This is a genomic window from Pseudomonas sp. TWR1-1-4 (assembly GCF_049897165.1).
GTDB lineage: Bacteria > Pseudomonadota > Gammaproteobacteria > Pseudomonadales > Pseudomonadaceae > Aquipseudomonas > Aquipseudomonas canadensis.
In genome coordinates this window covers 674,792-698,298 of record NZ_JAFCVS010000002.1, presented here as the reverse complement: position 1 = coordinate 698,298, position 23,507 = coordinate 674,792, and the positions used below count along the sequence as shown (strand labels likewise).

The 23,507-nt window shown below is 60.0% G+C and carries 20 protein-coding genes and 2 pseudogenes; 10 read left to right on the top strand and 12 right to left on the bottom strand.

The window, feature by feature from the left end; genetic code table 11:
* Positions 1-5 precede the first annotated feature (5 nt).
* Positions 6-2,273, top strand: a complete 2,268-nt coding sequence (locus tag ACP7C6_RS07920; protein WP_426108578.1) for an autotransporter outer membrane beta-barrel domain-containing protein — start codon at positions 6-8, stop codon at positions 2,271-2,273.
* A 55-nt stretch (positions 2,274-2,328) separates the two neighbouring features.
* On the opposite strand, the gene ACP7C6_RS07915 is transcribed toward ACP7C6_RS07920, so the two are convergent.
* The 4 genes from ACP7C6_RS07915 to ACP7C6_RS07900 all read right to left on the bottom strand — a co-directional run bounded on the left by ACP7C6_RS07915 (position 2,329) and on the right by ACP7C6_RS07900 (position 8,023).
* Positions 2,329-2,790, bottom strand: a complete 462-nt coding sequence (locus ACP7C6_RS07915) for a hypothetical protein (protein WP_426108577.1) — start codon at positions 2,788-2,790, stop codon at positions 2,329-2,331.
* Positions 2,791-2,995: 205 nt separating this feature from the next.
* On the bottom strand, positions 2,996-3,637 hold the full coding sequence (locus tag ACP7C6_RS07910) for a DUF1345 domain-containing protein (RefSeq protein ID WP_028615921.1): 642 nt from the start codon (positions 3,635-3,637) through the stop codon (positions 2,996-2,998).
* A 138-nt stretch (positions 3,638-3,775) separates the two neighbouring features.
* Positions 3,776-6,874, bottom strand: a complete 3,099-nt coding sequence (locus tag ACP7C6_RS07905; protein ID WP_028615922.1) for an efflux RND transporter permease subunit — start codon at positions 6,872-6,874, stop codon at positions 3,776-3,778.
* Between the two features lie 6 nt (positions 6,875-6,880).
* Positions 6,881-8,023 (bottom strand): efflux RND transporter periplasmic adaptor subunit, encoded by a 1,143-nt coding sequence (locus ACP7C6_RS07900; RefSeq protein WP_426108576.1) that lies wholly within the window; start codon positions 8,021-8,023, stop codon positions 6,881-6,883.
* 285 nt (positions 8,024-8,308) lie between these two features.
* On the opposite strand from ACP7C6_RS07900, the gene ACP7C6_RS07895 reads away from it, so the two are divergent.
* Together ACP7C6_RS07895 and ACP7C6_RS07890 are read left to right on the top strand one after the other, a co-directional pair.
* A complete protein-coding gene (locus tag ACP7C6_RS07895) occupies positions 8,309-9,010 on the top strand; it encodes a response regulator transcription factor (protein WP_010210801.1) in 702 nt (233 codons plus the stop codon).
* A gap of 3 nt (positions 9,011-9,013) precedes the next feature.
* Positions 9,014-10,315, top strand: a complete 1,302-nt coding sequence (locus ACP7C6_RS07890; RefSeq protein ID WP_426108575.1) for an ATP-binding protein — start codon at positions 9,014-9,016, stop codon at positions 10,313-10,315.
* Here the strand turns inward: ACP7C6_RS07890 and ACP7C6_RS07885 are convergent, their stop codons facing one another.
* From ACP7C6_RS07885 to ACP7C6_RS07875, 3 genes are read right to left on the bottom strand one after another with little or no spacing between them, the layout of a single operon-like run.
* Positions 10,316-10,984: an anti-sigma factor gene (locus ACP7C6_RS07885; protein ID WP_028615924.1), complete on the bottom strand. Its 669-nt coding sequence runs from the start codon at positions 10,982-10,984 to the stop codon at positions 10,316-10,318.
* Complete coding sequence (locus ACP7C6_RS07880) at positions 10,981-11,496, bottom strand: sigma-70 family RNA polymerase sigma factor (RefSeq protein WP_122726188.1); 516 nt, start codon at positions 11,494-11,496, stop codon at positions 10,981-10,983. Before ACP7C6_RS07880 ends, ACP7C6_RS07885 begins: the two co-directional genes overlap by 4 nt.
* A 51-nt stretch (positions 11,497-11,547) precedes the next feature.
* The gene (locus ACP7C6_RS07875) at positions 11,548-12,069 is read right to left on the bottom strand and encodes a DUF3455 domain-containing protein (RefSeq protein ID WP_028615926.1); all 522 of its coding nucleotides are present in this window, start codon (positions 12,067-12,069) and stop codon (positions 11,548-11,550) included.
* Between the two features lie 138 nt (positions 12,070-12,207).
* On the opposite strand from ACP7C6_RS07875, the gene ACP7C6_RS07870 reads away from it, so the two are divergent.
* Positions 12,208-12,978, top strand: a complete 771-nt coding sequence (locus tag ACP7C6_RS07870) for a class I SAM-dependent methyltransferase (RefSeq protein ID WP_426108574.1) — start codon at positions 12,208-12,210, stop codon at positions 12,976-12,978.
* Positions 12,979-13,069: 91 nt separating this feature from the next.
* Positions 13,070-13,855, top strand: a complete 786-nt coding sequence (locus ACP7C6_RS07865; protein ID WP_095015948.1) for a sulfite exporter TauE/SafE family protein — start codon at positions 13,070-13,072, stop codon at positions 13,853-13,855.
* Positions 13,856-14,588: 733 nt separating this feature from the next.
* Here the strand turns inward: ACP7C6_RS07865 and ACP7C6_RS07860 are convergent.
* Complete coding sequence (locus ACP7C6_RS07860) at positions 14,589-15,821, bottom strand: acyl-CoA dehydrogenase family protein (RefSeq protein WP_028615928.1); 1,233 nt, start codon at positions 15,819-15,821, stop codon at positions 14,589-14,591.
* 255 nt (positions 15,822-16,076) lie between these two features.
* Between ACP7C6_RS07860 and sfnG the strand changes: the two genes are divergently transcribed.
* On the top strand, positions 16,077-17,201 hold the full coding sequence (gene sfnG, locus ACP7C6_RS07855) for a dimethylsulfone monooxygenase SfnG (RefSeq protein WP_028615929.1): 1,125 nt from the start codon (positions 16,077-16,079) through the stop codon (positions 17,199-17,201).
* A 58-nt stretch (positions 17,202-17,259) separates the two neighbouring features.
* On the opposite strand, the pseudogene ACP7C6_RS07850 reads toward sfnG, so the two are convergent.
* A pseudogene (locus ACP7C6_RS07850) lies at positions 17,260-17,703 on the bottom strand (GNAT family N-acetyltransferase); the annotation flags it as partial.
* 94 nt (positions 17,704-17,797) lie between these two features.
* On the opposite strand from ACP7C6_RS07850, the gene ACP7C6_RS07845 reads away from it, so the two are divergent.
* Positions 17,798-19,384 (top strand): RimK family protein, encoded by a 1,587-nt coding sequence (locus ACP7C6_RS07845; RefSeq protein WP_426108573.1) that lies wholly within the window; start codon positions 17,798-17,800, stop codon positions 19,382-19,384.
* Positions 19,385-19,391: 7 nt separating this feature from the next.
* Complete coding sequence (locus tag ACP7C6_RS07840) at positions 19,392-20,330, top strand: magnesium transporter CorA family protein (RefSeq protein WP_028615931.1); 939 nt, start codon at positions 19,392-19,394, stop codon at positions 20,328-20,330.
* A gap of 101 nt (positions 20,331-20,431) precedes the next feature.
* On the opposite strand, the gene map is transcribed toward ACP7C6_RS07840, so the two are convergent.
* Together map and ACP7C6_RS07830 are read right to left on the bottom strand one after the other, a co-directional pair.
* Positions 20,432-21,187 (bottom strand): type I methionyl aminopeptidase, encoded by a 756-nt coding sequence (gene map / locus ACP7C6_RS07835; protein WP_122684135.1) that lies wholly within the window; start codon positions 21,185-21,187, stop codon positions 20,432-20,434.
* The gene (locus ACP7C6_RS07830; RefSeq protein WP_003190946.1) at positions 21,187-21,387 is read right to left on the bottom strand and encodes a ParD-like family protein; all 201 of its coding nucleotides are present in this window, start codon (positions 21,385-21,387) and stop codon (positions 21,187-21,189) included. Before ACP7C6_RS07830 ends, map begins: the two co-directional genes overlap by 1 nt.
* 252 nt (positions 21,388-21,639) lie before the next feature.
* On the opposite strand from ACP7C6_RS07830, the pseudogene ilvA reads away from it, so the two are divergent.
* Positions 21,640-22,626 (top strand): annotated as a pseudogene (gene ilvA, locus ACP7C6_RS07825) (threonine ammonia-lyase, biosynthetic); the annotation flags it as partial.
* A 258-nt stretch (positions 22,627-22,884) separates the two neighbouring features.
* Positions 22,885-23,151, top strand: a complete 267-nt coding sequence (locus tag ACP7C6_RS07820; protein WP_028615933.1) for a DUF1652 domain-containing protein — start codon at positions 22,885-22,887, stop codon at positions 23,149-23,151.
* Positions 23,152-23,216: 65 nt separating this feature from the next.
* Here ACP7C6_RS07820 and ACP7C6_RS07815 read toward each other — a convergent pair whose 3' ends face one another.
* Positions 23,217-23,486: a DUF2790 domain-containing protein gene (locus ACP7C6_RS07815; protein ID WP_028615934.1), complete on the bottom strand. Its 270-nt coding sequence runs from the start codon at positions 23,484-23,486 to the stop codon at positions 23,217-23,219.
* Positions 23,487-23,507: the final 21 nt, after the last annotated feature.

Genomic DNA, 23,507 nt, shown 5'->3' with positions numbered 1-23,507 from the left:
CGACCATGCACGTACCAGCCCACTTCAAGCTCAAGCCCCTGAGCGCGATTATCAAAGTCCCGACCATGACCCTGCTTATGTTTGCAGCTGTTCATGGGGCTGCCCACGCCGATCATTTGATTGGCGAACAAAAGACCATTGACGCCAGTGAAACGTCCAAAGACTGGCAACTGGATCATAAGTCCGAACTGACCCTTAATGGCGCCGCTGCACAGAGTATCCTGGCCAATGATTCGGCGTTGATCGTGAACGCCGGCAGTCGAGTGAATGATATCCGCGCTACGCAAGGCTCGACTGTCAGTCTCACTGGTGCACATGTGGAGTCGAGCAACCCGTCGTTTGGCGCCGTACGCCTGGATGACAGCACCGCAACCATCACCGGCAGCACCCTGATCAGCCATACCAATTTTGGCTTGCAGGCGTTCCAGAGTGCCGGTTCGCTTAAGGGTGGGGTTGCTGAAGTGTTCAGCAGTGTCATCAAAGGCGCTACTGCCGGTGCGCTTGCGCAAGGTAACAGCGAGCTGCATTTCAACCAAAATACCTGGGTTGAAGGCACCGGTGCCGACAGTGCCGGCGTTCGACTGGACAGCGGCGCGCTCGTAACCGCCAGCCAAAGTACATTGATCGGTGGCAAGAACGGTGTACTCATGACGAACCTGTTGAACAGCGCTGAAACCGGCAAGCTGGTGCTGGACAACTCGCATGTCGAAGGCCGCACGGGTTCCGCGATTCTTGTAGAAGGCAGGCCGGGTCGTGTTCCGACGGTCGACATCGACGTACGCAATGGTTCGACCTTGACCGGTGGTAACGGCACGCTGTTGGAAGTGAACGGTGGCGCGACCGCCAATATGAATATCGATAACAGTCGTTTGAACGGCAATGTGATTGTCGAGGATGGCAGCACCGCGCATTTGAGCCTGCAGAACAATGCCGGCCTTACCGGCCAGTTGAAAAATGTCACCAGCCTGAACGTGGGCGATGCATCGTTTTGGGAGTTGACCGGCGACAGCCAGGTGGGCGCCTTGAACCTGGCTGGTGGCACGGTGAAGTTTGGTGCCACTGATGCGTTTTATCAGTTGGACCTGGACACCCTGGAAGGCAACGGCACCTTTGTCATGGGCACCGATTTTGCCCGTGGTATCACGGACTTTCTTAACATCGAAGGTGAGGCCAAGGGCAATCACAGCCTGTTGCTCGCTGCCAGCGGTGCGGAGCCGGTCAACCCCGAAGACATTCGCATCGTGCACACCGGTGGCGGCGACGCCCATTTCTCCCTGGTGGGCGATGTGGTCGACGTAGGTGCCTACTCTTACAGCTTGAAAAAGGAAGGGACCGACTGGTTCCTTGACCCGAACAATCGCGTAATCAGCCCTGGCACGCGTTCGGTAATGGCGCTGTTCAATACTGCACCTACCGTGTGGTACGGCGAGGCAACTTCACTGCGTACCCGTATGGGTGAATTGCGCTTCGAACCGGGCCAGTCGGGTCTGTGGATACGCGGTTATGGCAACAAATACAAAGTGTCTGACAGCACGGGCGTAGGCTACGACCAGACCCAACAGGGCTTTACCCTGGGCGCCGACATGCCGCTGGCCGATAGCCAGTGGTTGGTGGGTGTGATGGCCGGTCACAGCACATCTGACCTGAACCTCAAACGCGGTACGTCCGGTAACGTGAAAAGCTACTACCTGGGCGCTTATGCCACCTGGCTGGACGAGGAGAGTGGCCTGTATTTCGATGCGGTCGCCAAGGTCAACCGGTTCCACAACGAGTCCAAGGTCGGTTTGAGCGATGGCACCACGTCGAAAGGCAAGTACAACAACACCGGTGGAGGTTTGTCGGCTGAGTTCGGTCGCAACATCAAGCTCGATGACGGCTTCTTTGTTGAGCCGTATGCCCAGGTGTCGACCGTGGTGATCCAGGGTGCCAATTACAACCTGGACAATGGCCTGCAAGCCAAGGGTGAGCGTACTCGCTCGATCATGGCCAAGGCCGGTGCAACGGTTGGGCGTGATATCCAACTCGACAGTGGCAGCGTGGTCCAGCCCTACCTGCGGGCGGCAATGGTGCACGAGTTTGCCAACAACAATAAGGTGTCGGTGAACAACAATGTATTCAACAACGACCTATCTGGCTCGCGTGCCGAGTTCGGTGCGGGGGTGGCGGTGAAGCTGTCGAAGAACCTGCAACTGCATGCTGACCTTGAACACAGCAGCGGCGGCAAAGTTGAACAGCCTTGGGGTGCCAACGTGGGTGTTCGTTACACCTGGTAAATCCCGATCAGGAAAAAGCCCGTATCGCTAGATACGGGCTTTTTTGTTTGCTGGTTCAGGTGTGAATGTTGAAGTTAATGATCAAGTCGTGTTCCTGTCCGTTCGGGTCGGTATCGGTGCGAGCAACGGCGGCGCCTTGTACCTTGATAAGCTGCGGGGAGATTTGTTGAATGGACAAGGTGCCGGTCATGCCGCGAACAGCGTAGGATTCGGTCGCTGTCTTGACCGATAGCCAAATTCTGGTGGGGGTGAATTCACTCTGCGCCAAATTGAACGTCGTGCCGGGCGGCGTGTGATCCGCAAACTCAATGTCGATTTCCCGCACTGTATCCTGGCCCACGGTGTTGCGCCCGGTAATACGCAGAATGTGTTGGGAGGGGTCATTCACAATAGTGATGGTTTGGATGTCGATTGCCTGGCCATCCAGGAACACAGAGAAGGTTCCCTCTGCCTTAAGTGGCCAGGGGTACAATACGCTCTGTTGGCGGGGAGTCAGCGTTGCAGTTTGTGCTGGCATGATTGCGTCTCCATCTTTGATGAATAGGTCAAAACACTGAACGGTGCCTGGCTTTATCGACAACTGTCCTCGAATCAGCCAACGTACCTGGGTTTCAATTAGACGCGTTTTCTTGAATAAATCTACTGTCAGATATGACAGTTCGATAGATCGGTTCTTTATTTCTTTTAGGCTTAAGCAAGTGCTCAGCACGAGGGGGTATCGCTTAGCCGAAGAGCCCTGCCGCAATATTGATCGAGAATCCCAGGATCGCTGTATTGAACAGAAACCCGATCAACGACTGCCCCAGCACCACCTTGCGCATGCTTCGCGTGGCCACACCCACATCCGAAGTCTGCACCGCCACGCCGATGGTGAACGAGAAATACAGGAAGTCCCAGTAGTTGGGCGTCGTCAGGCCCTCGGCAAAACGCAGCGCCGGCTCCTTGCCGTCCCAGGTGTAATAAAGGCGCGCGTAATGCACGCTGAAGATCACTCCGATCAGCAACCACGAACCGATGACCGTCAGCCCGGTGAAACCGTAGTGCAGCAGGCGTTCCGAGGTGGCCAGGTCTTTGCTGCCCACCAGTTCGAAGGTGATGGTCGCCAGGCTGGCGAGGGCGGCGATGCACACCGTGAACAGCACCAGGCCGGCATTTTCATCTTCGATCTCGGCGATGCGTTTGACGTCTTCGGCTTTGGCGCGGCGGGTCAGCCACAGCATCAGCACCAGGTAGGTCCAAACCCCGGCGTTCCAACCTATGAGGATTTTGCTGATGAGGCTGTCGGCCGGCGCCAGGATGCCCAAGGTAATCCCGAACACGGCAGCAGCGGAGAGGCGAGGGTGGGTGCGGGCGAGGAAGGGCATGGAGGCTCACAGGCAGTTGTATGTGAACACCATAACCCTTGTAGGAGCTGGCTTGCCAGCGATCGCATCGACTCGGTGTGTCTGAAAGACCGAGGTGTCTGCGTCGCTGGCAAGCCAGCTCCTACGGTGGGGCGTTGATCAGTCTGTTTTGTGGCGTTTACGCACCAACTTCATCACGACCACAAAGAACACCGGCACAAACACCACCGCCAGCGTTGCCGTGATCATGCCGCCAATCACCCCCGTGCCAATCGCTTGCTGGCTGGCGGAACTGGCGCCCGTGGCAATCGCCAACGGCACCACGCCGAGGATGAACGCCAGGGACGTCATGATGATCGGTCGCAGACGCAAGCGTGCGGCTTTCAAGGTGGCGGTGACCAGGTCTTCACCCTGGTCATACAGGTCCTTGGCGAACTCGATGATCAGGATCGCGTTCTTCGCCGACAGGCCGATGATGGTGATCAGGCCGACCTTGAAGAACACATCGTTGGGCATGCCACGTAAGCCCACCGCGACGACCGCGCCGAGCACACCGAGCGGCACCACCAGCAACACCGAGGTCGGGATCGACCAGCTTTCATACAGCGCCGCCAGGCACAGAAACACGATCAGCAGCGACAAGCCCAACAGCAAGGGTGCTTGAGCGCCGGACAGACGTTCCTGCAACGACAAACCGGTCCACTCCTGGCCCAAACCTGCCGGCAACTGGCTGACCAGGCGCTGGATCTCCTCCATCGCCTCACCAGTGCTGTGTCCCGGTGCCGCTTCGCCGGAAATCGCGATGGCCGGGTAGCCGTTATAGCGCGTCAGCTGGGTCGGGCCCTGGGTCCATTTGGCTTCGACAAAGGACGACAGCGGCACCATCTTGCCAGCGTTGTTGCGCACGTTGATTTTCATCAAGTCCGCCACCTGGCTGCGTTGGTCGCCCTCGGCCTGCACCACCACCCGCTGCATGCGGCCCTGGTTGGGAAAGTCGTTGATATAGGCCGAACCGATGGCCGAGGACAGCACGTTGCCCACGTCCGCAAAGGACACGCCCAGTGCGTTGGCCTGCTTGCGGTCCACTTCCAGCTGCACTTGCGGTGCTTCGGCCAGGGCGCTTTCGCGCACGTTGGCCAGGATCGGGCTTTTCTCGGCGGCGGCCAGCAATTCAGTACGCGCCGCCATCAGTGCGGCATGGCCGACGCCACCCCGGTCTTGCAGGCGGAACTCGAAGCCGCTGGACGTGCCCAGGCCGTCCACCGGCGGCGGCAGGATCGCGTAGGCAACCGCGTCCTTGAGCTCGCTGAAGGCCATGTTGGCGCGGTCGGCAATCGACGAGGCCGAATCATCGCTGCTGCGTTGCGACCAATCCTTGAGCGTGGTAAACGCCAGCGCGGCGTTCTGCCCTGAACCGGAGAAACTGAAGCCCATGATCATGGTGGTGTCACCCACCCCAGGTTCCTCGGCGTTGTGCGCTTCGATCTGCTCGGCCACGTGCACCGTGCGGTTCTTGCTCGCACCCGGTGGCAACTGGATGTCGGTGATGGTGTAGCCCTGGTCTTCCACCGGCAGGAAGGAGGAAGGCAGGCGGCTGAACATCCAGCCCAGGCCCACCAGCAGCACCAGGTAGATCAACAGGTAACGCCCGCTGCGCTTGAGGGCATACGCCACCCAGCCTTCATAACGGTCGGTGAGGCTTTCAAAGCGCTGGTTGAACCAGCCAAAGAAACCGCCCTTGGCATGGTGTTCGCCTTTGGCGATCGGCTTGAGCAAGGTGGCGCACAGGGCCGGGGTCAAGGTCAGGGCGAGGAATGCCGAGAACAGGATCGAGGTGGCCATCGACAACGAGAACTGCTGGTAGATAACCCCCACGGAACCGGCCATGAACGCCATCGGCAGGAACACCGCCACCAGCACCAGGGTAATGCCGATGATGGCCCCGGTGATCTGGCCCATGGCTTTTTTCGTCGCTTCCTTGGGCGACAGACCCTCGGTGGCCATGATGCGTTCGACGTTCTCCACCACCACAATGGCGTCGTCCACCAGGATGCCGATGGCCAGTACCATGCCGAACATGGTCAGTACGTTGATCGAGAAGCCCAGCAACAGCATGGTGGCAAAAGTGCCCATCAGGGCAATCGGCACCACCAGCGTCGGGATCAAGGTGTAGCGCACGTTCTGCAGGAACAGGAACATCACCGCAAACACCAGTGCCATCGCTTCGAGCAGGGTGTAGACCACCTTGGTGATCGAGACCTTGACGAACGGCGAGGTGTCATACGGGATCTTGTACTCCACGTTGGCCGGGAAGTAGCGCGACAGCTCGTCCATCTTTGCCCGCACCAGGGTGGCGGTGCTCAGCGCATTGGCGCCGGGCGACAACTGCACGCTGACGGCGGTGGACGGCTTGCCGTTCAGGCGGGTGGAGAACTGGTATTCCTGGCTGCCGACTTCCACCCGCGCCACATCGCCGATGCGCACGGTCGAGCCGTCGGGGTTGGCCTTGAGCACGATGTCGGCAAATTCGGCTGGCGTTGAAAGCTGGCCCTTGACCAGGATCGCGGCGGTGATTTCCTGGGTGTTGGTGCCCGGCAAATCACCGATGCTGCCCGCCGAGACCTGGGCGTTCTGCGCGCTGATCGCGGCGTTCACGTCGGCCGGCGTCAGGTTGAAGCCGATCAATTTCTGCGGGTCGATCCAGATGCGCATGGCGCGCTCGGCACCATACAGCTGAGCTTTGCCCACACCGTCGAGACGCTTGAGTTCGTTCATCACGTTGCGCGCCAGGTAATCACTCAGCGCCACGTCATCGAGCTTGCCGTCGTTGGAGGTGAGGGTTACCAGCAGCAGGAAACCGGCGGAGACTTTCTCCACCTGCAAGCCTTGCTGGGTCACCGCTTGCGGCAGGCGCGGCTCGACCGCTTTGAGGCGGTTCTGCACGTCCACCTGGGCCATTTCCGGGTTGGTGCCCGGCTGGAAGGTGGCGGTGATGGTGGCCGAACCCAGGCTGCTCTGGGACTCGAAATACAGCAGGTGATCGGCGCCGTTGAGCTCCTGCTCGATCAGGCTCACCACGCTTTCATCCAGGGTCTGCGCCGACGCACCGGGGTACACCGCATAGATCTCGACTTTCGGCGGAGCCACGTTGGGGTACTGCGCCACCGGCAATTGCGGGATTGCCAGCAGGCCGGCCAGCAGGATAAACAGGGCGACCACCCAGGCGAAGATCGGGCGGTCAATAAAGAACTGCGGCATGGCGGGTTATTCCTTTACGAGCGGGCTGTCGTCCACTTCAACTTTTTCACCGGGGCGCGCGTGTTGCAGGCCTTCGACGATGATGCGGTCACCGGGCTTGAGGCCACTGCTGACGATCCAGCGGTCATTGATCACTGCACCCAGTTCTACCGGCTGCTGGCTCACGGTCTGCTCGGCGTCCAGCAGCAACACCATCGGGATACCGGCGCTGTCACGGGTGATGGCGCGTTGCGGCACGCTGATACCTTGCTTGTCGACAGCCTGTTCCAGGCGCACACGCACAAAACTGCCGGGCAGCAAGTCAAGGTCCGGGTTGGGGAACTCGCTGCGCAGGATGATCTGCCCGGTGCCGGGGTCGACGCTGATCTCGGCGAACAGTAACTTGCCCGGCAGCGGGTAGAGGCTGCCGTCGTCCTCGATCAGCGTGGCCTTGGCCTGGTCCTGGCCGACCTGCTTCAAACTGCCGGCACGGAAGGCGCGGCGCAGGTCGTTCAGCTCGCGGGTGGACTGGGTCAGGTCGGCGTGGATCGGGTCCAGTTGCTGGATTAGCGCCAGCGGCGTGGCCTCGTTCTGGCCGACCAGTGCGCCTTCGGTGACCAATGCGCGACCAATGCGACCGGAAATCGGCGCAGTCACGGTGGCGTAGCCCAGGTTCAAGCGGGAGCGTTCGACGGCAGCCTTGTTGGCGGCGACTTCGGCGTTAGTCTGGCGCACGGCGGCGCGGGCGTTATCGTAGTCCTGGCCGCTGATGGCATTGCCTTCCACCAATTGGCTGTAGCGCTGTTCCTGCAGGCGCGCCTTGAAGGCATCGGCCTCGGCCTTGCTCAGGTTGGCCTGGGCGCTGTCGAGGTCGGCCTTGAACGGCGCGGGGTCGATGCGAAACAGCACGTCGCCCTGTTTCACGTCATGGCCTTCCTTGAACACCCGTTGCATCACCACGCCTGCAACCCGTGCACGCACTTCGGCGATGCGCGGTGCGGCAATACGCCCGCTCAATTCGCTGGTAATGGCCAGGGGCTTTGCTTCAAGGGTTTCGACGCGCACTTTGGCCAGGGGCATTTGCGGCGCTTCGGCGGCGGAGTCGCCACATGCGCTCAGGGCCAGGGTGAGGGCCAGCAGGCAAAATGGCGCAAACAGATTCTTCGACATGCTCTTATCCCAATATTGACTGGCGCATCCTAAAGTCACCTGCGCCGTGGTGCTGTGAAGCTGTGTAGCTCGTCTGTGAAGAAATGTAAGGTGCGACCCATAGTCGGCAGAGGGCGTATATCCTTGCACGATCCTGCAAACACTGGAGATCAAATGTGGGAGCGGGCTTGCTCGCGAAGGCGGCGTATCAGCCAACAAATCTGTTAACTGAACCACCGCTTTCGCGAGCAAGCCCGCTCCCACATTGGATTTATGTACGACCATGTATTTTTTGGAAACACCTTAATGCCCAACATCCTCCTGGTGGAAGACGACGCCGCACTCTCCGAGCTGATTGCCAGCTACCTGGAACGCAATGGCTACCACGTCAGCGTGCTCAGCCGTGGTGACCACGTCCGTGAACGCGCGCGCCTGAACCCGCCGGACCTGGTGATCCTCGACCTGATGCTGCCAGGCCTCGACGGCCTGCAAGTCTGCCGCCTGCTACGCGCCGACTCGGCAGGGCTGCCGATCCTGATGCTCACCGCCCGCGATGACAGCCACGACCAGGTGCTGGGCCTGGAAATGGGCGCCGACGACTACGTGACCAAACCCTGTGAGCCACGGGTATTGCTGGCGCGGGTGCGTACGTTGTTAAGGCGCAGCAGTCTGTCCGAACCCCAGGTGGCCAATGATCAGATCATCATGGGCAACCTGTGCATCGACCTGTCGGAGCGCACGGTGACCTGGCGCGAGCAGCCGGTGGAGTTGTCCAGCGGCGAATATAACCTGTTGGTGGTGCTCGCCCGGCATGCCGGCGAAGTCCTCAGCCGTGACCAGATCCTGCAACGCCTGCGCGGTATCGAGTTCAATGGCACCGACCGCTCGGTGGATGTGGCCATCTCCAAGCTGCGCCGCAAGTTCGACGACAATGCCGGTGAAGCGCGCAAGATCAAGACGGTGTGGGGCAAGGGCTACCTCTTCAGCCGTTCCGAGTGGGAATGCTGAGCCATGTTCAGAGTACTGCTGCGGCTCTACCTGATCACCATCGTCACCTACAGTCTGGCGATCTACCTGATTCCCTCGCTGGTGATCCAGCTGTTCGAACACCGCTACATGAACTACAACATCGAGCAGACCCGCGGCCAGCAGAAACTGATCGTCAAGCAATACCTGCGGGCGCCGGTAGAGCGCTGGTCACAGGTGACCGAGCAACTGGGGCGCGATTTTGCACCGCTGAAAGTGCAATTACTGCTGCGCCAGGACGCCAGTTACACCCCGGCGGAAGAACAACTGCTGGAGCAGGGCAAGTCGGTCGTGCGCTTGGGGGAGTGGGGCTGGATGAGCGAAATCAGCTCGCCGGTCAACGAGCAGTTCGCAGTCAAGCTGACCATACCGCCCGACCCACTCGACATGAACGCACTGTACTGGGCGATCAATGTGTTGATCGTGGCTGCGTTACTGGCCTGTCTGCTGATGTGGCTGCGCCCCCACTGGCGTGATCTGGAACGCCTGAAAAACACCGCAGCCCAATTAGGCAAGGGCAATCTGAGCGAACGCACACACATTCCCCCAAGCTCCAACATCGGCAGCCTGGCCACGGTGTTCGACACCATGGCCGACGACATCGAACACCTGCTCAACCAGCAACGCGACCTGCTCAATGCGGTCTCCCACGAACTGCGCACGCCGCTGACGCGCCTGGATTTCGGCCTGGCCCTGGCATTGTCCGAAGACTTGCCCGAAGCCAGTCGCGAACGTCTGCAAAGCCTGGTGGCGCATATCCGCGAGCTGGATGAGCTGGTGCTGGAGTTGCTGTCCTACAGCCGCCTGCAAAACCCGGCGCAGTTGCCGGAGCGGGTCGAAGTGGTCCTCGATGAATTCATCGACAGCGTGCTCGGCAGCGTCGATGACGAATTGGAAAACCCCGAGATCGTCATCGACGTGGCGCTCGACTGCGCCGTGGAGCGCTTCAGCCTCGACCCACGCCTCACCGCCCGCGCGTTGCAGAACCTATTGCGCAATGCCACGCGTTACTGCGACAAGCGTATCCAGGTCGGCGTGAAAGTGTGTGCCAAGGGCTGTGAAATCTGGGTGGACGACGACGGGATCGGCATCCCTGTGGACCAGCGCGAGCGCATCTTCGAACCGTTCTACCGCCTGGACCGCAGCCGCGACCGCGCCACGGGTGGTTTCGGCCTGGGCCTGGCCATCAGCCGGCGCGCCCTGGAAGCGCAGGGCGGCAGCCTGACGGCGTTGGCTTCACCGCTGGGTGGTGCGCGGTTTCGCGTGTGGTTGCCCACCGTCGCCTGATCAGAGCACCTTCACCGCGCGGCCGATCGCCTGGATCGGCCCTGTGGGTTTGCCGGTCGGCGAGCCACGCGGGTCTTCCAGGGTCAGTTCGAACAGCTGGTTTTGCGTGAGCGGCGGCAGCTTGTCCAGCGGCACCGACAGCGTCTGGCCCGGTTTGACCAGGCCGAGGGACACTGGCCCTTGCCAGCCGTCGCCCTTGGTCCAGAACTGCAGGGCCTTGTCGGACGGCACTTCCATCACGCCCAACGGGATCAGCTGAATCTGCTGATCATGACTGGCCTGGATTACCCAGCCCGGTGCCTGGCTTTGCGGCGCGACCAGCACGACCACGAAGCTTGGGTCGGCAGTGGGCGGGCGGGTCAGTAGCAACCCGGCCAGTACCAGCGTGGTCAAAAGCCCGGCACCGGCCAGGCCGCGCCACACGGCCAGCAGGTCCCACCAGTGCGTGCGGGCAGTGGCGATGTTACGTTCGATACGCCGCCACAGCTCAGAGGAGGGCGGTACGGGTTCCGCCAAGGCGGTCAGCGGCAACAGGCGTTGCTCCCAGGCGTCCACTGCAGCGCGTAGTTCGGCATCGTGCTTGAGGCGTTGTTCGACGTCGGCGCGTTGTTCGCCGGGCAAGGTGCCCAGCACGTATTCGCTGGCCAGTTCGTCCAGTGGGTCGTTCATGCCATGCACTCCCGCAGCGCGGCGAGGCTACGTTTGATCCAGGCCTTGACGGTCCCCAACGGGGTGTCGAGTTTCTGGGCGATTTCACTGTGGGAATAACCGTCGACATAGGCATGCAGGATGCACGTGCGACGGGCCGGGTCGAGTTGCTCCAGGCAGGTGTGGACCTGTCCCGAGCGCGCGCTGAATTCAAAGGTTTCGGTTGCGGCGACTTGCTCGTGTTCGTCGCCCAAAGGCACTTCGCGGTAATGGTTACGCACCACGTTGAGCGCCAGGTGCCGGGTCACGCTGAACACCCAGCCACGGGCCGAGCCGCGACTGGGGTCAAAACTGCCGGCGCCTCGCCAGATCTTGATAAACGCATCATGCACAATATCTTCGGCCAGGGATTTGTCCCTGGCGATGCGCAACGCCACGCCGAGCAGATGGCTGCTTTCCTGCTCATACAGCTGGCGCAAGGCGCGTTGATCGCCACGGGCGCAAGCCTGCAGACAGGCTTCGTAATCAAACACGGATGGCTACCCCCCAATGATCGGCATGGGGGGCAGCGTAGACGACTTTACTCAGTTGGCCGCCCAGAAAATGTAATCCGCCTGGTACTTCACCACTTCCTGCTTGCCTTTGTTGGCTGCGGTGCACTCGCTGCTCGGCGCCACGCCGCCCTTGAGGGCCACGCGCTGGATGTAACTCACGCCGCTCATCGCGCCTTTGCCTTCAGCGGGGTTGGCCTTGACCAATTGATACGGCAAGTTGCCCGCACCGGATGGCGCCACGGCCAATTGGGTGCCGGTGATTTTCGAACCGTCCTTGGCCTGCCAGGTGGCCGGCGGGCCGAAGTAAGTACCGACTTGCTTGCCGCTGCGGTCATTCAACACGGCCTTGGGCCCGACGAAGGTCCACTCGGTCTGGCCGACGGCGTTGGCTTTGTCGCGGCACTCGTAGGTGATTTCGCCGACGCCGGTGGTTTCCATCGCCACCTTATGGCCGTCCGGCACCTTGATGCTGTCGGGCAAGCCGGTCTGGGCGAACGCTGCGGGGGTGGCAGCGAGCAGGGCGGTGAGGCAGAACAGTGCTTTAGCGTTCATGGGTACTTCTCCATTTCAGTCAAACAGCGGGGGTTCTGAAAGGACTACCCAGGGCCTGCGCGATTGGATGCAGCGATTAGAAAATAAAGGTGAGAGGGCGCACACTGTGCCCCCGCTTTACCCGAGGAGAGATTGGCAATGACTGGTGTTCACACGTCTGCTCAACAGGGTTTTTCGACCCAGGCCGTCACCTACGCCCAAGGTCGGCCGGATTATCCAAGACAACTTACGGGCTGGCTCGCCGACACACTGCACATCGACGCGCTATCCAGTGTGATCGATCTGGGCGCCGGCACTGGCAAATTCACCCGCTTGCTCAGCACCTTGGCGCCGACCTTGATTGCCGTCGAGCCGGTGGCGGCGATGGGCGCGCAGTTGACCAAGCTGCTGCCCGATGTGCGCCTGGTCAATGGCACGGCTGAATCCATCCCGCTGCCGGCCGCCAGCGCTGACGCGGTGGTGTGTGCCCAGGCGTTCCACTGGTTCTCCACCGAGGCCGCGCTGGCGGAAATCCATCGCGTGCTCAAGCCCGGCGGCCGACTGGGCCTGGTGTGGAATGTGCGGGATGAGTCGGTGGATTGGGTCGCCGCCATCACTGACATCATTACTCCGTACGAGGGGGATACGCCGCGTTTTCATACGGGGCGTTGGCGTGAGGCCTTCACTGGCGAGTATTTTTCCGAGCCTGAAATGACCTGTTTTCCCTACAGTCATGTGGGCAGCCCTCAGGAGGTGATCATGGATCGCTTTCTCTCCGTGAGCTTTATTGCTGCGCTGCCGGAGGCGTCCAAGGCTGTGGTGGCCGCGCAACTGCAGGCACTGATCGACACGCATCCTTCACTGAAGGGGCGCGACACCGTGGCGTTTCCGTATCAAACCCAAGCGTATGTCTGTCATCGACTGAGCTAAAAGGCATAAAGTCAGATCATATTGATATAAGTCGTTATAAGAAAAATCGCTATCCTGCGGCCAGAAATTTATAAGGCCGCAGGTAGCTGGAATGGATGTGGGTAATTTTGGTTTTGTGGTGGCGGGCCTGATCGTTGGTTTTATCGTGGGCATGACCGGTGTGGGTGGGGGGTCGCTGATGACCCCGATCCTGTTGTGGTTCGGTATCAACCCGGCCACCGCCGTGGGCACTGACCTGTTGTATGCCGCCATCACCAAATCCGGTGGCGTGCTGGTGCATAGCAAGAACAAGAATATCGATTGGACCATTACTGGCTGGCTGACCCTGGGCAGCGTGCCTGCGGTGCTGTTGACCTTGTGGTTTCTGGCCAGCCTGCATACTGATCCCAGTGTGATGAATGCGGTGATCAAGCAGGCGCTTGGGGTGGTGTTGCTGTTGACGGCCCTGGCGATTCTGTTCAAGAAGAGCTTGTTGGCGTTTGCCCAGCGGCATGCGGGAGACAGCTATCACATGAGCCCGCGCAATTTGAATGTGTTGACGGTGGTGACGGGGGCAATCCTCGGAACCATGGTGGCGCTGACGTCCATTGGTGCGGGTGCGTTGGGGACGGTGGCGTTGTTTATTTTGTATCCGTTTCTGGCGACGCGGCGGTTGGTGGGGACTGAGATTGCGCATGCGGTGCCGTTGACCCTGGTGGCGGGGTTGGGGCATGCCAGCATGGGGAATATGGACTGGCATTTGTTGGGGTTTTTGTTGATGGGGTCGTTGCCGGGGATCTATGTGGGTAGCCATATGACGGGCAAACTGCCTGATGGCGTGTTGCGGCCTTGCTTGGCGGTTATGTTGATGGCCATTGGTTATAAGTTGGCGTTTTGATTGGGGGCATATCCGTTGTTTGGGTGATGGCGGGTATTGGTTCCGCCCTTACGGCGGGTCACTTTTGAAAAGAGCCCAAAAGTAACCAAAAGGCTCTTGCCCCAACACTCGGCACCTCGCTTAGGCTCGGTGTGCCCTCACTCCGGCTTTGGAGCGTGGGCCGCCGCGATGGGCCATCCTTGGCCCAGCGCGGCTAACCCGGCGTCCTGCCGGGTTACCCACGCTCCAAAGCCTGCGTTCGGCCAGCGTGTTTGACGGGGCGCCTCAGATCAAGATCAAGAGCGACTCGCTTCGCATCGTGGATACGCGGTTCCTTGTAGGAGCCGGGGGGACGCCTAGTTCTTGCCGGCGAAAAACGTGAGACCGCCGCGTTTTGTCTGGTTCCCCGCGTCATCGTTGAAGACCATCGCCGGCAAGCCGGCTCCTACAGTGGACCGCGTTGCCCTTTGCCTTTGCTCTACACCACTCAAGCCGGCTGTCAGGCCGCTGTGCTTTTGCTTTTGATTTTGATCTTAGCCGCCCCGCGCCATGGATGGCGCGGGGCGGCGGCCCCCCAAATCACTGTCGGATTACGGGCACACCGAGCCTAGGCGAGGTGCCGAGTGTTGGGGCAAGAGCGTTTTGCTTACTTTTGACTGGGCCGGCATTCCGGCTTTTCAAAAGTGAGCCGCCGTAAGGGCGGAACCCATAGCAGCCGTTACCGCAGCAACGGATATACCCTCAAAACCCAGGCTCAACCCCGCCCATTCCCAATCTGCCAAACAAACGGTGGCTCCACCCCATTAACCACCCAATCCCCCACAATCCGAGCCTTATAAATCACCGGATTATGCGACGACACCGTCCGCGCATTCCGCCAATGCCGATCCAGCGCCTTACCCTGCCGCACATCCGAAGCCCCCAGTGCATTAAACAACTCACTGGTAGCCCGCTGAATCAACCCCGACACCACCACCTGCGCCGTAGCCGACTCAATCTCTGCAGCCACATTGGCTATACGCTCAGCAGCATCATCCCCCCCAAACCGCGCCAAATACGCCCGTTGCGCCGGCAGCGTCGCCCTCAGCGCACTCGCCTCAGCGGCATACACCAGCGCCGCCACTTCCCCCACCACCTGTTGAACCTGCGCATCCTGGCTCACATGCGCCGCATTGCCATGGCTGTAGATGCGCTTACGGCTGCGCACCTGATGCGCCACATCGCGCAAGGCCGCACGCCCAATCCCCGCCAAACTGGCGAGCAACACCAACTGATAGAACGCCGTCTGGTATTTAAACCGGCTGGCAAAGTCGATGACGTTTTCCGCATCCACCACCGCGTCGGTAAAGCGCGACGTGCCGCTGCCGGTGGTGCGCTGGCCAAAGCCGTCCCAGTCATCGCTGTGTACCACCCCAGGCTGACGGGCGCGGGTGGCGGCGATCACATCACCGCCGGTGTCGCTGCGTTGGGCATACACATCAATCCAGTCGGCAAAGATGCTGCCAGTGCTGTAGAACTTCTCTCCGTTGAGCTTCCAGCCATCGCCGTCAGGGCTGACCTGGGTGACCACATCGCCGATCGCCACGTTGCCAATCTCGGTCCAGGCGCAGCCGACGATATCGCCGTCCACGAACCGCTTGAACCACAGGTCCCGGCCGGCACTGGGCGGGGCGTTCAGACGATCTTCAGCAAATGCAAAGTGCCCGCGCAGGGCCTGGGGTACGTTGGAATCGGCTTCGGCCAATTCGATCAGCAGTTCAAACAGCTGCGGCAGGGAAGCACCGCCGCCGCCATATTCCACCGGCACGCGTACTGCGCCAAAGCCTGCTTCCTTGAGCCACTGGATCGGTTCATGGGGCAGGGTGCGCGACTGTTCGCGTTCTACAGCGCCGTCGGCGATGCGTTGGAAGATCGGGCGAAAGCGCGCGGCCAAGGTCGAATAGTCGACGCCAGTGGACAGCGGGTTGATGACGTGTTGTTCGGTCATGGGCAAGGTTCCTGGGCAGTGATCAATGCAGGGGAGATTGCATACTCCGTGCCGGGTATCGGCGCCCGTATTTACGGGCCAAAGCGTTCAGCCACTGTTGCCCTGGCAACAGCTGATCGACAAACCCGTACACTCTGCGACATCGACGCCCGCACGCAGTATTGCGCGCAACGCCCCTGGCCCGGGCGTTTTCACGGCCTGGCACGCTTGCTGCTCAAGCCCTGGGTACATCCCCTTTGTGCGAGGAAACGCGAGATGAGTCAGCAAGCCGTGAAATTTGCCTACTGGGTGCCCAACGTCAGTGGTGGGTTAGTGGTCAGTAAGATCGAACAACGTACCCACTGGGGCATCGACTACAACCGCAAACTGGCGCAACTGGCGGAGGCCGCCGGCTTCGAATACGGCCTCACCCAGATCCGCTTCACCGCGGGCTACGGTGCCGAAAACCAGCATGAGTCCGTAGCATTCAGCCATGCGCTGCTGGCCGCGACCACCACGCTCAAGGTGATCGCCGCGATCCTGCCAGGCCCCTGGCAACCGGCGTTGGCGGCCAAGCAACTGGCGACTATCGACCAGCTCACCAACGGCCGTATCGCAGTGAATATCGTCAGCGGCTGGTTCAAGGGCGAGTTCCAGGCCATCGGCGAACACTGGCTGGAGCACGATGAGCGTTATCGCCGTTCCGAAGAGTTCATCCGCGCCCTCAAAGGCATCTGGACCCAGGATGAATTCACCTTCAAGGGCGACTTCTACCGCTTCAACAACTACACCCTCAAGCCCAAGCCACTGGGCCAACCGGAGGTGTTCCAGGGCGGCAGCTCGCGGGCCGCGCGGGACATGGCGGCGCGGGTGTCGGACTGGTACTTCACCAACGGCAACACCCCGGAAGGCATCAAGGCCCAGGTCGATGACATTCGCGCGAAAGCGGCGGCGAACAACCATTCGGTCAAAGTCGGCGTCAACGCCTTCGTGATAGCCCGCGACACCGAGGAAGAAGCCCGCGCCGTGCTCGCGGAGATCATCGACAAGGCCGACCCGGAGGCGGTGAATGCCTTTGGCGATGCAGCGAAGCAAGCGGGCAAGGCATCGCCGGAAGGCGAGGGCAACTGGGCCAAGTCCAGCTTTGAAGACCTGGTGCAGTACAACGATGGCTTCAAGACCAACCTGATCGGCACGCCCCAACAGATTGCCGAGCGCATCGTCGCGCTCAAGGCGGTGGGGGTGGATCTGGTGCTGGCGGGGTTCCTGCACTTCCAGGAAGAAGTCGAGTACTTCGGCAAGCGTGTGTTGCCACTGGTGCGCGAGCTGGAAGCCAAGACCACTGTAGGAGCGAGCTTGCTCGCGAAAAACGTCAACGATGACGCGAGACTCCTGGTTTAACGCGGCGTCTGGTGGATCTTCGCGAGCAAGCTCGCTCCTACAGGATGCTGAGTCTGGACAAGGTCTTTTCTAACCGAAGGGCGGCGGTGTGGTCTTCGTAATAGGCGTCGATCAAGGCAAAGCGCCGATAACCGTTGCGCTCATAAAGGCTGAGAGCGTCGGGGTTGTCGGTGCGTACTTCCAGGCGTAGGCGCGTGCAACCCTGTGCCACGGCGAAAGCTTCAACGCGGCTCAGCAACTGTTTGCCCAGCCCCGTGCCACGCGCAGGTTCGGTAACGGCGATGGAATACAGACGCGCCAACGAGGTGCCACGGCGCAACAGCACCAGCGCATAACCGAGCAATTGCCCGTCATTGTCCGCCACCAGCAACTGGCCATGGGCGCGGCTGACCATCCACTGGAAACTGCGCTGTGACAGCCGGTCAGTGGTGAAGCAGTGCTGTTCCAGTGCCACTAATCCGGGCACATCCAAGAGGGTTGCAACGCGAAAGCAAAGAGCCATATGACCGCCGTAAAAGTTGCGTAACGAAACGGGACTTCTCTAAAAGATCGTGCTTAATAGAAAAGGTCGAGTTCTCTAAAGCGGATCAAATATTATGTCGGCGGTACAAGGTCATTGGCGTGAAGTATCCGAGCAAACCCTCGCGGCGACAATAACTAATAAAAGTTATTTTTCCGCACCACCGAAAGCTAGCAGTCAAGTCGTGATCATTGTCGAGCGCAAGGAAGATTGGGCCTCCTACTTTCCCAGCGAAGACATCGTCACCGCCCAGGAATACCTGGAACAGACCCGTGAAAACGAGAGTGGCAAGCGCGTACAGGTGATCAACCTGTGCCGCAGCTACAAGTACCTGGGGCACGGTTATTACTGCTCGCTGCTGGCCGAAGCCCGCGGGCACAAGGTGATTCCGTCGGTGCGCACCATCAGCGAACTGACGAAGAAGTCGCTGTACGGCCTGGCCTTGGACAACCTGGATAAAACCCTCGATAAAGCCTTGAGTCATCATCTTTACAGCAATACCGAAGGCTTTACCCTGACACTTTATTTTGGTCGGACCAATATAGAGCCGTTGCAAGATTTGGCCCGTCAGTTGTTTGAAGCCTTTCCGTGCCCGATCTTGTTAGTTGATTTTAAAAAGAATAACGGTTGGCACATTGAAGGCGTTAAATCGGGCGTGCTGCACAAGTTGCGCGACGATCAGGAAGATCAATTCGCCCACGCGCTGGACAACTTCAGCCGCAAGATCTGGCGCCAGCCGCGTTCACGTCGCCTGGCCCGTTATGACCTGGCCATCCTGCACGACCCTCAAGAGCAATTGCCGCCTTCCAATGCCAAGGCCCTGGATAATTTCATCCGCGTTGGCAGGGGCCTGGGCATCGATGTGGAGCTGATCGAGCGCAAGGACTATTCGCGCCTGGCCGAATACGACGCCTTGCTGATCCGCGAGACCACCAGCGTCGATAACCACACCTACCGCTTCGCCAAGAAAGCCGAAAGCGAAGGCCTGGTGGTGATGGACGACCCGGCGTCAATCCTGCGCTGCACCAACAAGGTCTACCTCACCGACCTGCTCAACAGTCACCAACTGGGCATGCCCGCCACCGAAATCCTCTACAAGGAGCGACCGGAAGACTTCGAACGGGTTGGCGAGCGCCTGGGGTTCCCGCTGGTGCTGAAGATCCCCGACGGCTGTTTTTCCCGCGGCGTGATCAAGGTCGAAAGCCAGGAAGCCTTGCTCAAGGCCACTGCCGAGTTGTTCGAACATTCGGTGCTGTTGCTGGCCCAGGAGTTCTTCTACACCGAGTACGACTGGCGCATCGGCATCCTTAATCGCAAGCCGATCTTTGCCTGCCAGTACTTCATGTCCAAGGGCCACTGGCAGATCTACAACCACAAGGCCATCGGCCAGGACATCAACGGTGAATGCCGTACCCTGGCGGTCCATGAAGCGCCCAAGGCGGTGGTGGAGCTGGCCGTGAAGACCGCCAACCTGATCGGCGATGGCCTCTACGGCGTCGACCTCAAGCAGTCCGGCGACAAGGTGGTGGTGATCGAAGTCAACGACAACCCGAACCTGGACGCAGGTATCGAAGATGCCTATTTGCAGGACGATCTGTATGGGTTGGTGCTGGAGGAGTTTGTGCGGCGCCTGGAGTTGAAGCGTCAGGGCCAGGTCTGGTGACCCGGCGATGATCCAGCGTTTTCAACTGACCGATGGCAAGCTGCACAGTGGGGAAAGTGATGATGCCCCGATCCAGTTGTTCAACAACCCTGACCTTGCCGAGCGCGAGTGGCTGCGCGACCACCACAAGCTCGACGAGCACGCCCTGGCCTCGGCGCTGGACCCCGATGAGGTCTCGCGCATCGAGTTTCACCCGGACAATCTGTTCCTGATCTGGAAACGCCCGGAAAACTACTCCGGTGGCGGCAACCTGGTGTTCGAGGTGTCGTCCTGCGGCCTGCTGTTTTCGCCTGGCCGCCTGCTGGTGATCGCCACCGACGAAACCCCGCTGACCGGCCTCGGCAAGCGCCGCCCGTTACACACGCCGCTGGATGTATTGCTCGACTTGTTGCTCAACAACATTCACCACTACCTGGGCCACCTCAAGGTGATCAAGCTGGTCGCACGGGAATTGCAGCAGCAGTTCAATGCGTCCATGAGCAACCACCACCTGATGCAGATGTTCAGCCTCAGCGAAAGCCTGATCTATTACATCAACGCGCTGCACAGCAACGGCGCGGTGCTGTCGCGGCTGCGCAATCATGCAGAAAAGGAACACTTCAGTGCGCAAATACTCGCGCTGATCGACGACCTGATCATCGAGAACCACCAGTGCTACAAACAGGCGGAGATCTATTCCAACGTGTTCTCCGGGCTGATCGACGCCCGCGGCAACCTGATGAACAACAGCATGAACAACCTGCTGCGCAAGCTCACGCTGATCAACGTGGTGTTCCTGCCGCTGAACCTGATTGCGAGCATTGGCGGCATGTCGGAGTTCAGCATGATGACGGCGGGGACGCCGTGGTGGGTGTCGTATCCGTTGTTTCTGGCGGCGATGGGGCTTGGGGCGGGCTTGATGGTGGTGGGGCTGAAGCGGATAGCGGGCGGCGCCAATGTCGTGTGAACACCGGTCCTTGTAGGAGCTGGCTTGCCGGCGATGCAGGCAACGCGGTGTTTCCGGCGATGCCATCGCCGGCAAGCCGGCTCCTACAGGGGTTGCGTCGTTCAGGCGCTGGGTTGCAAGGTCAAGACCTCGAACCCATCCGCCGTCACCGCCACGGTATGTTCCCACTGCGCCGACAGGCTGTTGTCCTTGGTCACCACCGTCCAGCCATCCTTGAGGCTGCGTACTTTCGAGCTGCCCTGGTTGAGCATCGGCTCCACGGTAAACACCATGCCTTCACGCAGTTCCAACCCGGTGCCGGGACGGCCAAAGTGCAGGACCTGTGGTTCTTCATGCATCTGTCGGCCAATGCCATGGCCGCAATACTCGCGGACCACGCTGTAGCCGTTGGCTTGCGCATGGCTCTGGATAGCGTGGCCAATATCGCCCAGGCGCGCGCCGGGCTTGACCTGGCGGATGCCGGCCCACATCGCTTCGAAGGTCTTCTCGACCAGGCGCTGGGCCTTGGGCGTAACGCTGCCGATCATGTACATCTTGCTGGAGTCGGCAATGAAGCCACCTTTTTCCAGGGTGATGTCGATGTTGATGATGTCGCCGTTCTTGAGGACGTCCTTGGCGCTGGGCATGCCATGACACACCACTTCGTTGATCGAGGTGTTGATGGAGAAGGGGTAGTCGTATTGCCCCAGGCTGGCGGGGCGGGCCTTGAGGTCGTTGCGGATGAAAGCTTCGACGGCGGCGTCCAGCTCCAGGGTGGAGCGGCCAACGGCGACAAACCCGTCAAGCATGGTAAAGACCTGAGCCAGCAGGCGCCCGGATTCACGCATCACGGCCAGTTGGGCGGCAGTCTTGATCATCAACTGCGCCCCCGGATCAGGTCGGGTTTGTCCAGCAACAGTTTGTTGATCAATTCATTGTAGGGCAGGTGAGGATTGAGCTCGGCGAGCAGGCCGATCTTGATCCAGAATTCGGCCTGGGCGTTGATGGAACGGTCCATCGCAGCGCTGGCCAGGCGCAGTTGTTCGTGCAGTTGGTCGGTGATCTTGACGATGCCCATCGGGTTCACTGTGCTAGGTTGATATACAAAGCGTATACGTTTCGTATGTTCCAAGTAAACCTTTTGTTGACTTGTCCGGCCGGGGACGGTTAATTTCGTGGCATGACCTTTCAACCTTTTCGCAGCCAGCCAAGCATTATTACCGCCATTCCTCATTTGGCGGGATAGCGCACGGCTGTACCCAAACCCGCCCTAGAGGCGGGTTTTGTTTTTCCGTCTCCTGGGCCTTGAACAAAAAGCCAGGAAACACCTATGAGCACCTGCACCGCCGACTCGGCACTCCTTGAGCATTACGTAAAAAAGATTCTCGCCGCGCCGGTCTACGACCTGGCAGTGCGCACGCCGTTGCAACCCGCACCTGCATTGTCAGCGTTGCTGGGCAACCAGGTGCTGCTCAAGCGCGAAGACTTGCAGCCAACGTTTTCCTTCAAGATCCGGGGCGCCTACAACAAACTGGTGCAGTTGAGCGACGAGCAAAAGGCGCGCGGCGTGGTCACCGCATCGGCTGGCAACCATGCCCAGGGCGTGGCGCTGGCAGCAAGGGAGTTGGGGATCCAGGCGCGGATCGTCATGCCCAGCACTACGCCAGAGTTGAAGGTGCTCGGCGTGCGTTCACGTGGCGCTGAAGCCGTGCTGCATGGCGAGAGTTTCCCCTTTGCCCTGGCCCACGCGCTGCAACTGGCTGAGTCATCCGGTTGCACCTTTGTCTCGCCCTTCGACGACCCGGATGTGATCGCCGGTCAGGGCACCGTCGCCATGGAAATTCTGCGTCAGCAACAGGGCCCGTTGGATGCGATCTTCGTACCGGTAGGCGGTGGTGGGCTGATTGCTGGGGTTGCCGCCTACGTCAAATACCTACGGCCCGAGGTGCGCATCATCGGCGTCGAGCCCGAGGGTTCAAGCTGTCTGTTGGCAGCGCTGCGTGCCGGCGAAAGGGTGGTGCTGCCCAGTGTCGACGGGTTTGCCGACGGCACGGCGGTAGCGCAGGTAGGGGCCTACGGGTTTGAAATCTGCCGGGATTGGGTGGATGACGTTATCACGGTCACCAACGACGAACTGTGCAGCGCCATCAAGCTGATCTACGACGACACGCGCTCAATCACCGAGCCTTCTGGCGCGTTGGCAGTGGCGGGCGTGCGCAAGTACGTCGCCCATCATGGCCTGCGCAAACAGACCTTGGTGGCGATCAATTCCGGAGCGAACATCAACTTCGATAGTTTGCGACATGTTGCCGAAAGGGTCGCCGCACAGGCCTGCAATGAATTTTGAGTCCAGAGTTAAACGTTTAATCGCTGAGGTTCGACGAAGATTCAAACCGCAGGCTTTTACTTATATATCTCGGCATGTGGCTTATGAGGAAAAGTTACAACGAAGGCCGATTTTGCCGAGTAGGCTTGGGTGTTACAAGCGTCTTCCAGGGCCGGCAAGGCGCGGCGGGCATGAGCTCGTCGGATACACAACAATCTGTTGGCAGTCTCAGAAAAGGAGAGGTTGACCATGCTTTCGGAATTAGAACTTCGCAGCATTATTGAAGGAAGTTTCCTGCCTAAACGGTGCGAATGCACCAAAGCCGAAGATGCTTCGCTGACGATCAAGGTTTACGACGACCGTGATCGTGACCGGGTCGATTTGGAAGTCAAAGGGATCAACGCGGACAAACTCGACAGCAGTCGAGCGATTTGCAACCTGATCGCCGGGTTGCGTGAGGACCTGAAACACGCACATACCCCCATCCTGCAACGCGTAGGAGGGCGCGCTTACTGAAAATGCTTGATGCTTGACCTGTGGGCCTGGTGATTGCCAGGCCCAATGCTGTTCAGGCCTGTCGATCAGTTCTGGAAATCGCAGGCTTCGGACATCTTCCGGTAGCTGACATCTTCCACTTTCCCGGCCTTGTCCAGGAACTTGATATCGGCCTTGATGACTTTGCAGTCATTGGTCGGGGTTTCGTTCATGGCCAATACCTTGGCGATATCCATCGGCATGCCGTACTGGTAAGGCACGGTTTTGACGGCGTTTGTCTGATCGTCAGCCTGGGCCAGGCCTGACACTGCTGCCAGTGCCAGGGTGCCGCCGAGCATAAACGTGCGCAGTTTCATGGTGGTTCTCCGCAAGTGGGT

Coding starts and splice junctions, on each gene's coding strand:
- ACP7C6_RS07920 (WP_426108578.1), top strand. CDS start 6: ATGCACGTACCAGCCCACTTCAAGCTCAAGCCCCTGAGCGCGATTATC.
- ACP7C6_RS07915 (WP_426108577.1), bottom strand. CDS start 2,790: ATGCCAGCACAAACTGCAACGCTGACTCCCCGCCAACAGAGCGTATTG.
- ACP7C6_RS07910 (WP_028615921.1), bottom strand. CDS start 3,637: ATGCCCTTCCTCGCCCGCACCCACCCTCGCCTCTCCGCTGCTGCCGTG.
- ACP7C6_RS07905 (WP_028615922.1), bottom strand. CDS start 6,874: ATGCCGCAGTTCTTTATTGACCGCCCGATCTTCGCCTGGGTGGTCGCC.
- ACP7C6_RS07900 (WP_426108576.1), bottom strand. CDS start 8,023: ATGTCGAAGAATCTGTTTGCGCCATTTTGCCTGCTGGCCCTCACCCTG.
- ACP7C6_RS07895 (WP_010210801.1), top strand. CDS start 8,309: ATGCCCAACATCCTCCTGGTGGAAGACGACGCCGCACTCTCCGAGCTG.
- ACP7C6_RS07890 (WP_426108575.1), top strand. CDS start 9,014: ATGTTCAGAGTACTGCTGCGGCTCTACCTGATCACCATCGTCACCTAC.
- ACP7C6_RS07885 (WP_028615924.1), bottom strand. CDS start 10,984: ATGAACGACCCACTGGACGAACTGGCCAGCGAATACGTGCTGGGCACC.
- ACP7C6_RS07875 (WP_028615926.1), bottom strand. CDS start 12,069: ATGAACGCTAAAGCACTGTTCTGCCTCACCGCCCTGCTCGCTGCCACC.
- ACP7C6_RS07870 (WP_426108574.1), top strand. CDS start 12,208: ATGACTGGTGTTCACACGTCTGCTCAACAGGGTTTTTCGACCCAGGCC.
- ACP7C6_RS07865 (WP_095015948.1), top strand. CDS start 13,070: ATGGATGTGGGTAATTTTGGTTTTGTGGTGGCGGGCCTGATCGTTGGT.
- ACP7C6_RS07860 (WP_028615928.1), bottom strand. CDS start 15,821: ATGACCGAACAACACGTCATCAACCCGCTGTCCACTGGCGTCGACTAT.
- sfnG (WP_028615929.1), top strand. CDS start 16,077: ATGAGTCAGCAAGCCGTGAAATTTGCCTACTGGGTGCCCAACGTCAGT.
- ACP7C6_RS07845 (WP_426108573.1), top strand. CDS start 17,798: ATGTCGGCGGTACAAGGTCATTGGCGTGAAGTATCCGAGCAAACCCTC.
- ACP7C6_RS07840 (WP_028615931.1), top strand. CDS start 19,392: ATGATCCAGCGTTTTCAACTGACCGATGGCAAGCTGCACAGTGGGGAA.
- map (WP_122684135.1), bottom strand. CDS start 21,187: ATGATCAAGACTGCCGCCCAACTGGCCGTGATGCGTGAATCCGGGCGC.
- ACP7C6_RS07830 (WP_003190946.1), bottom strand. CDS start 21,387: ATGGGCATCGTCAAGATCACCGACCAACTGCACGAACAACTGCGCCTG.
- ACP7C6_RS07820 (WP_028615933.1), top strand. CDS start 22,885: ATGCTTTCGGAATTAGAACTTCGCAGCATTATTGAAGGAAGTTTCCTG.
- ACP7C6_RS07815 (WP_028615934.1), bottom strand. CDS start 23,486: ATGAAACTGCGCACGTTTATGCTCGGCGGCACCCTGGCACTGGCAGCA.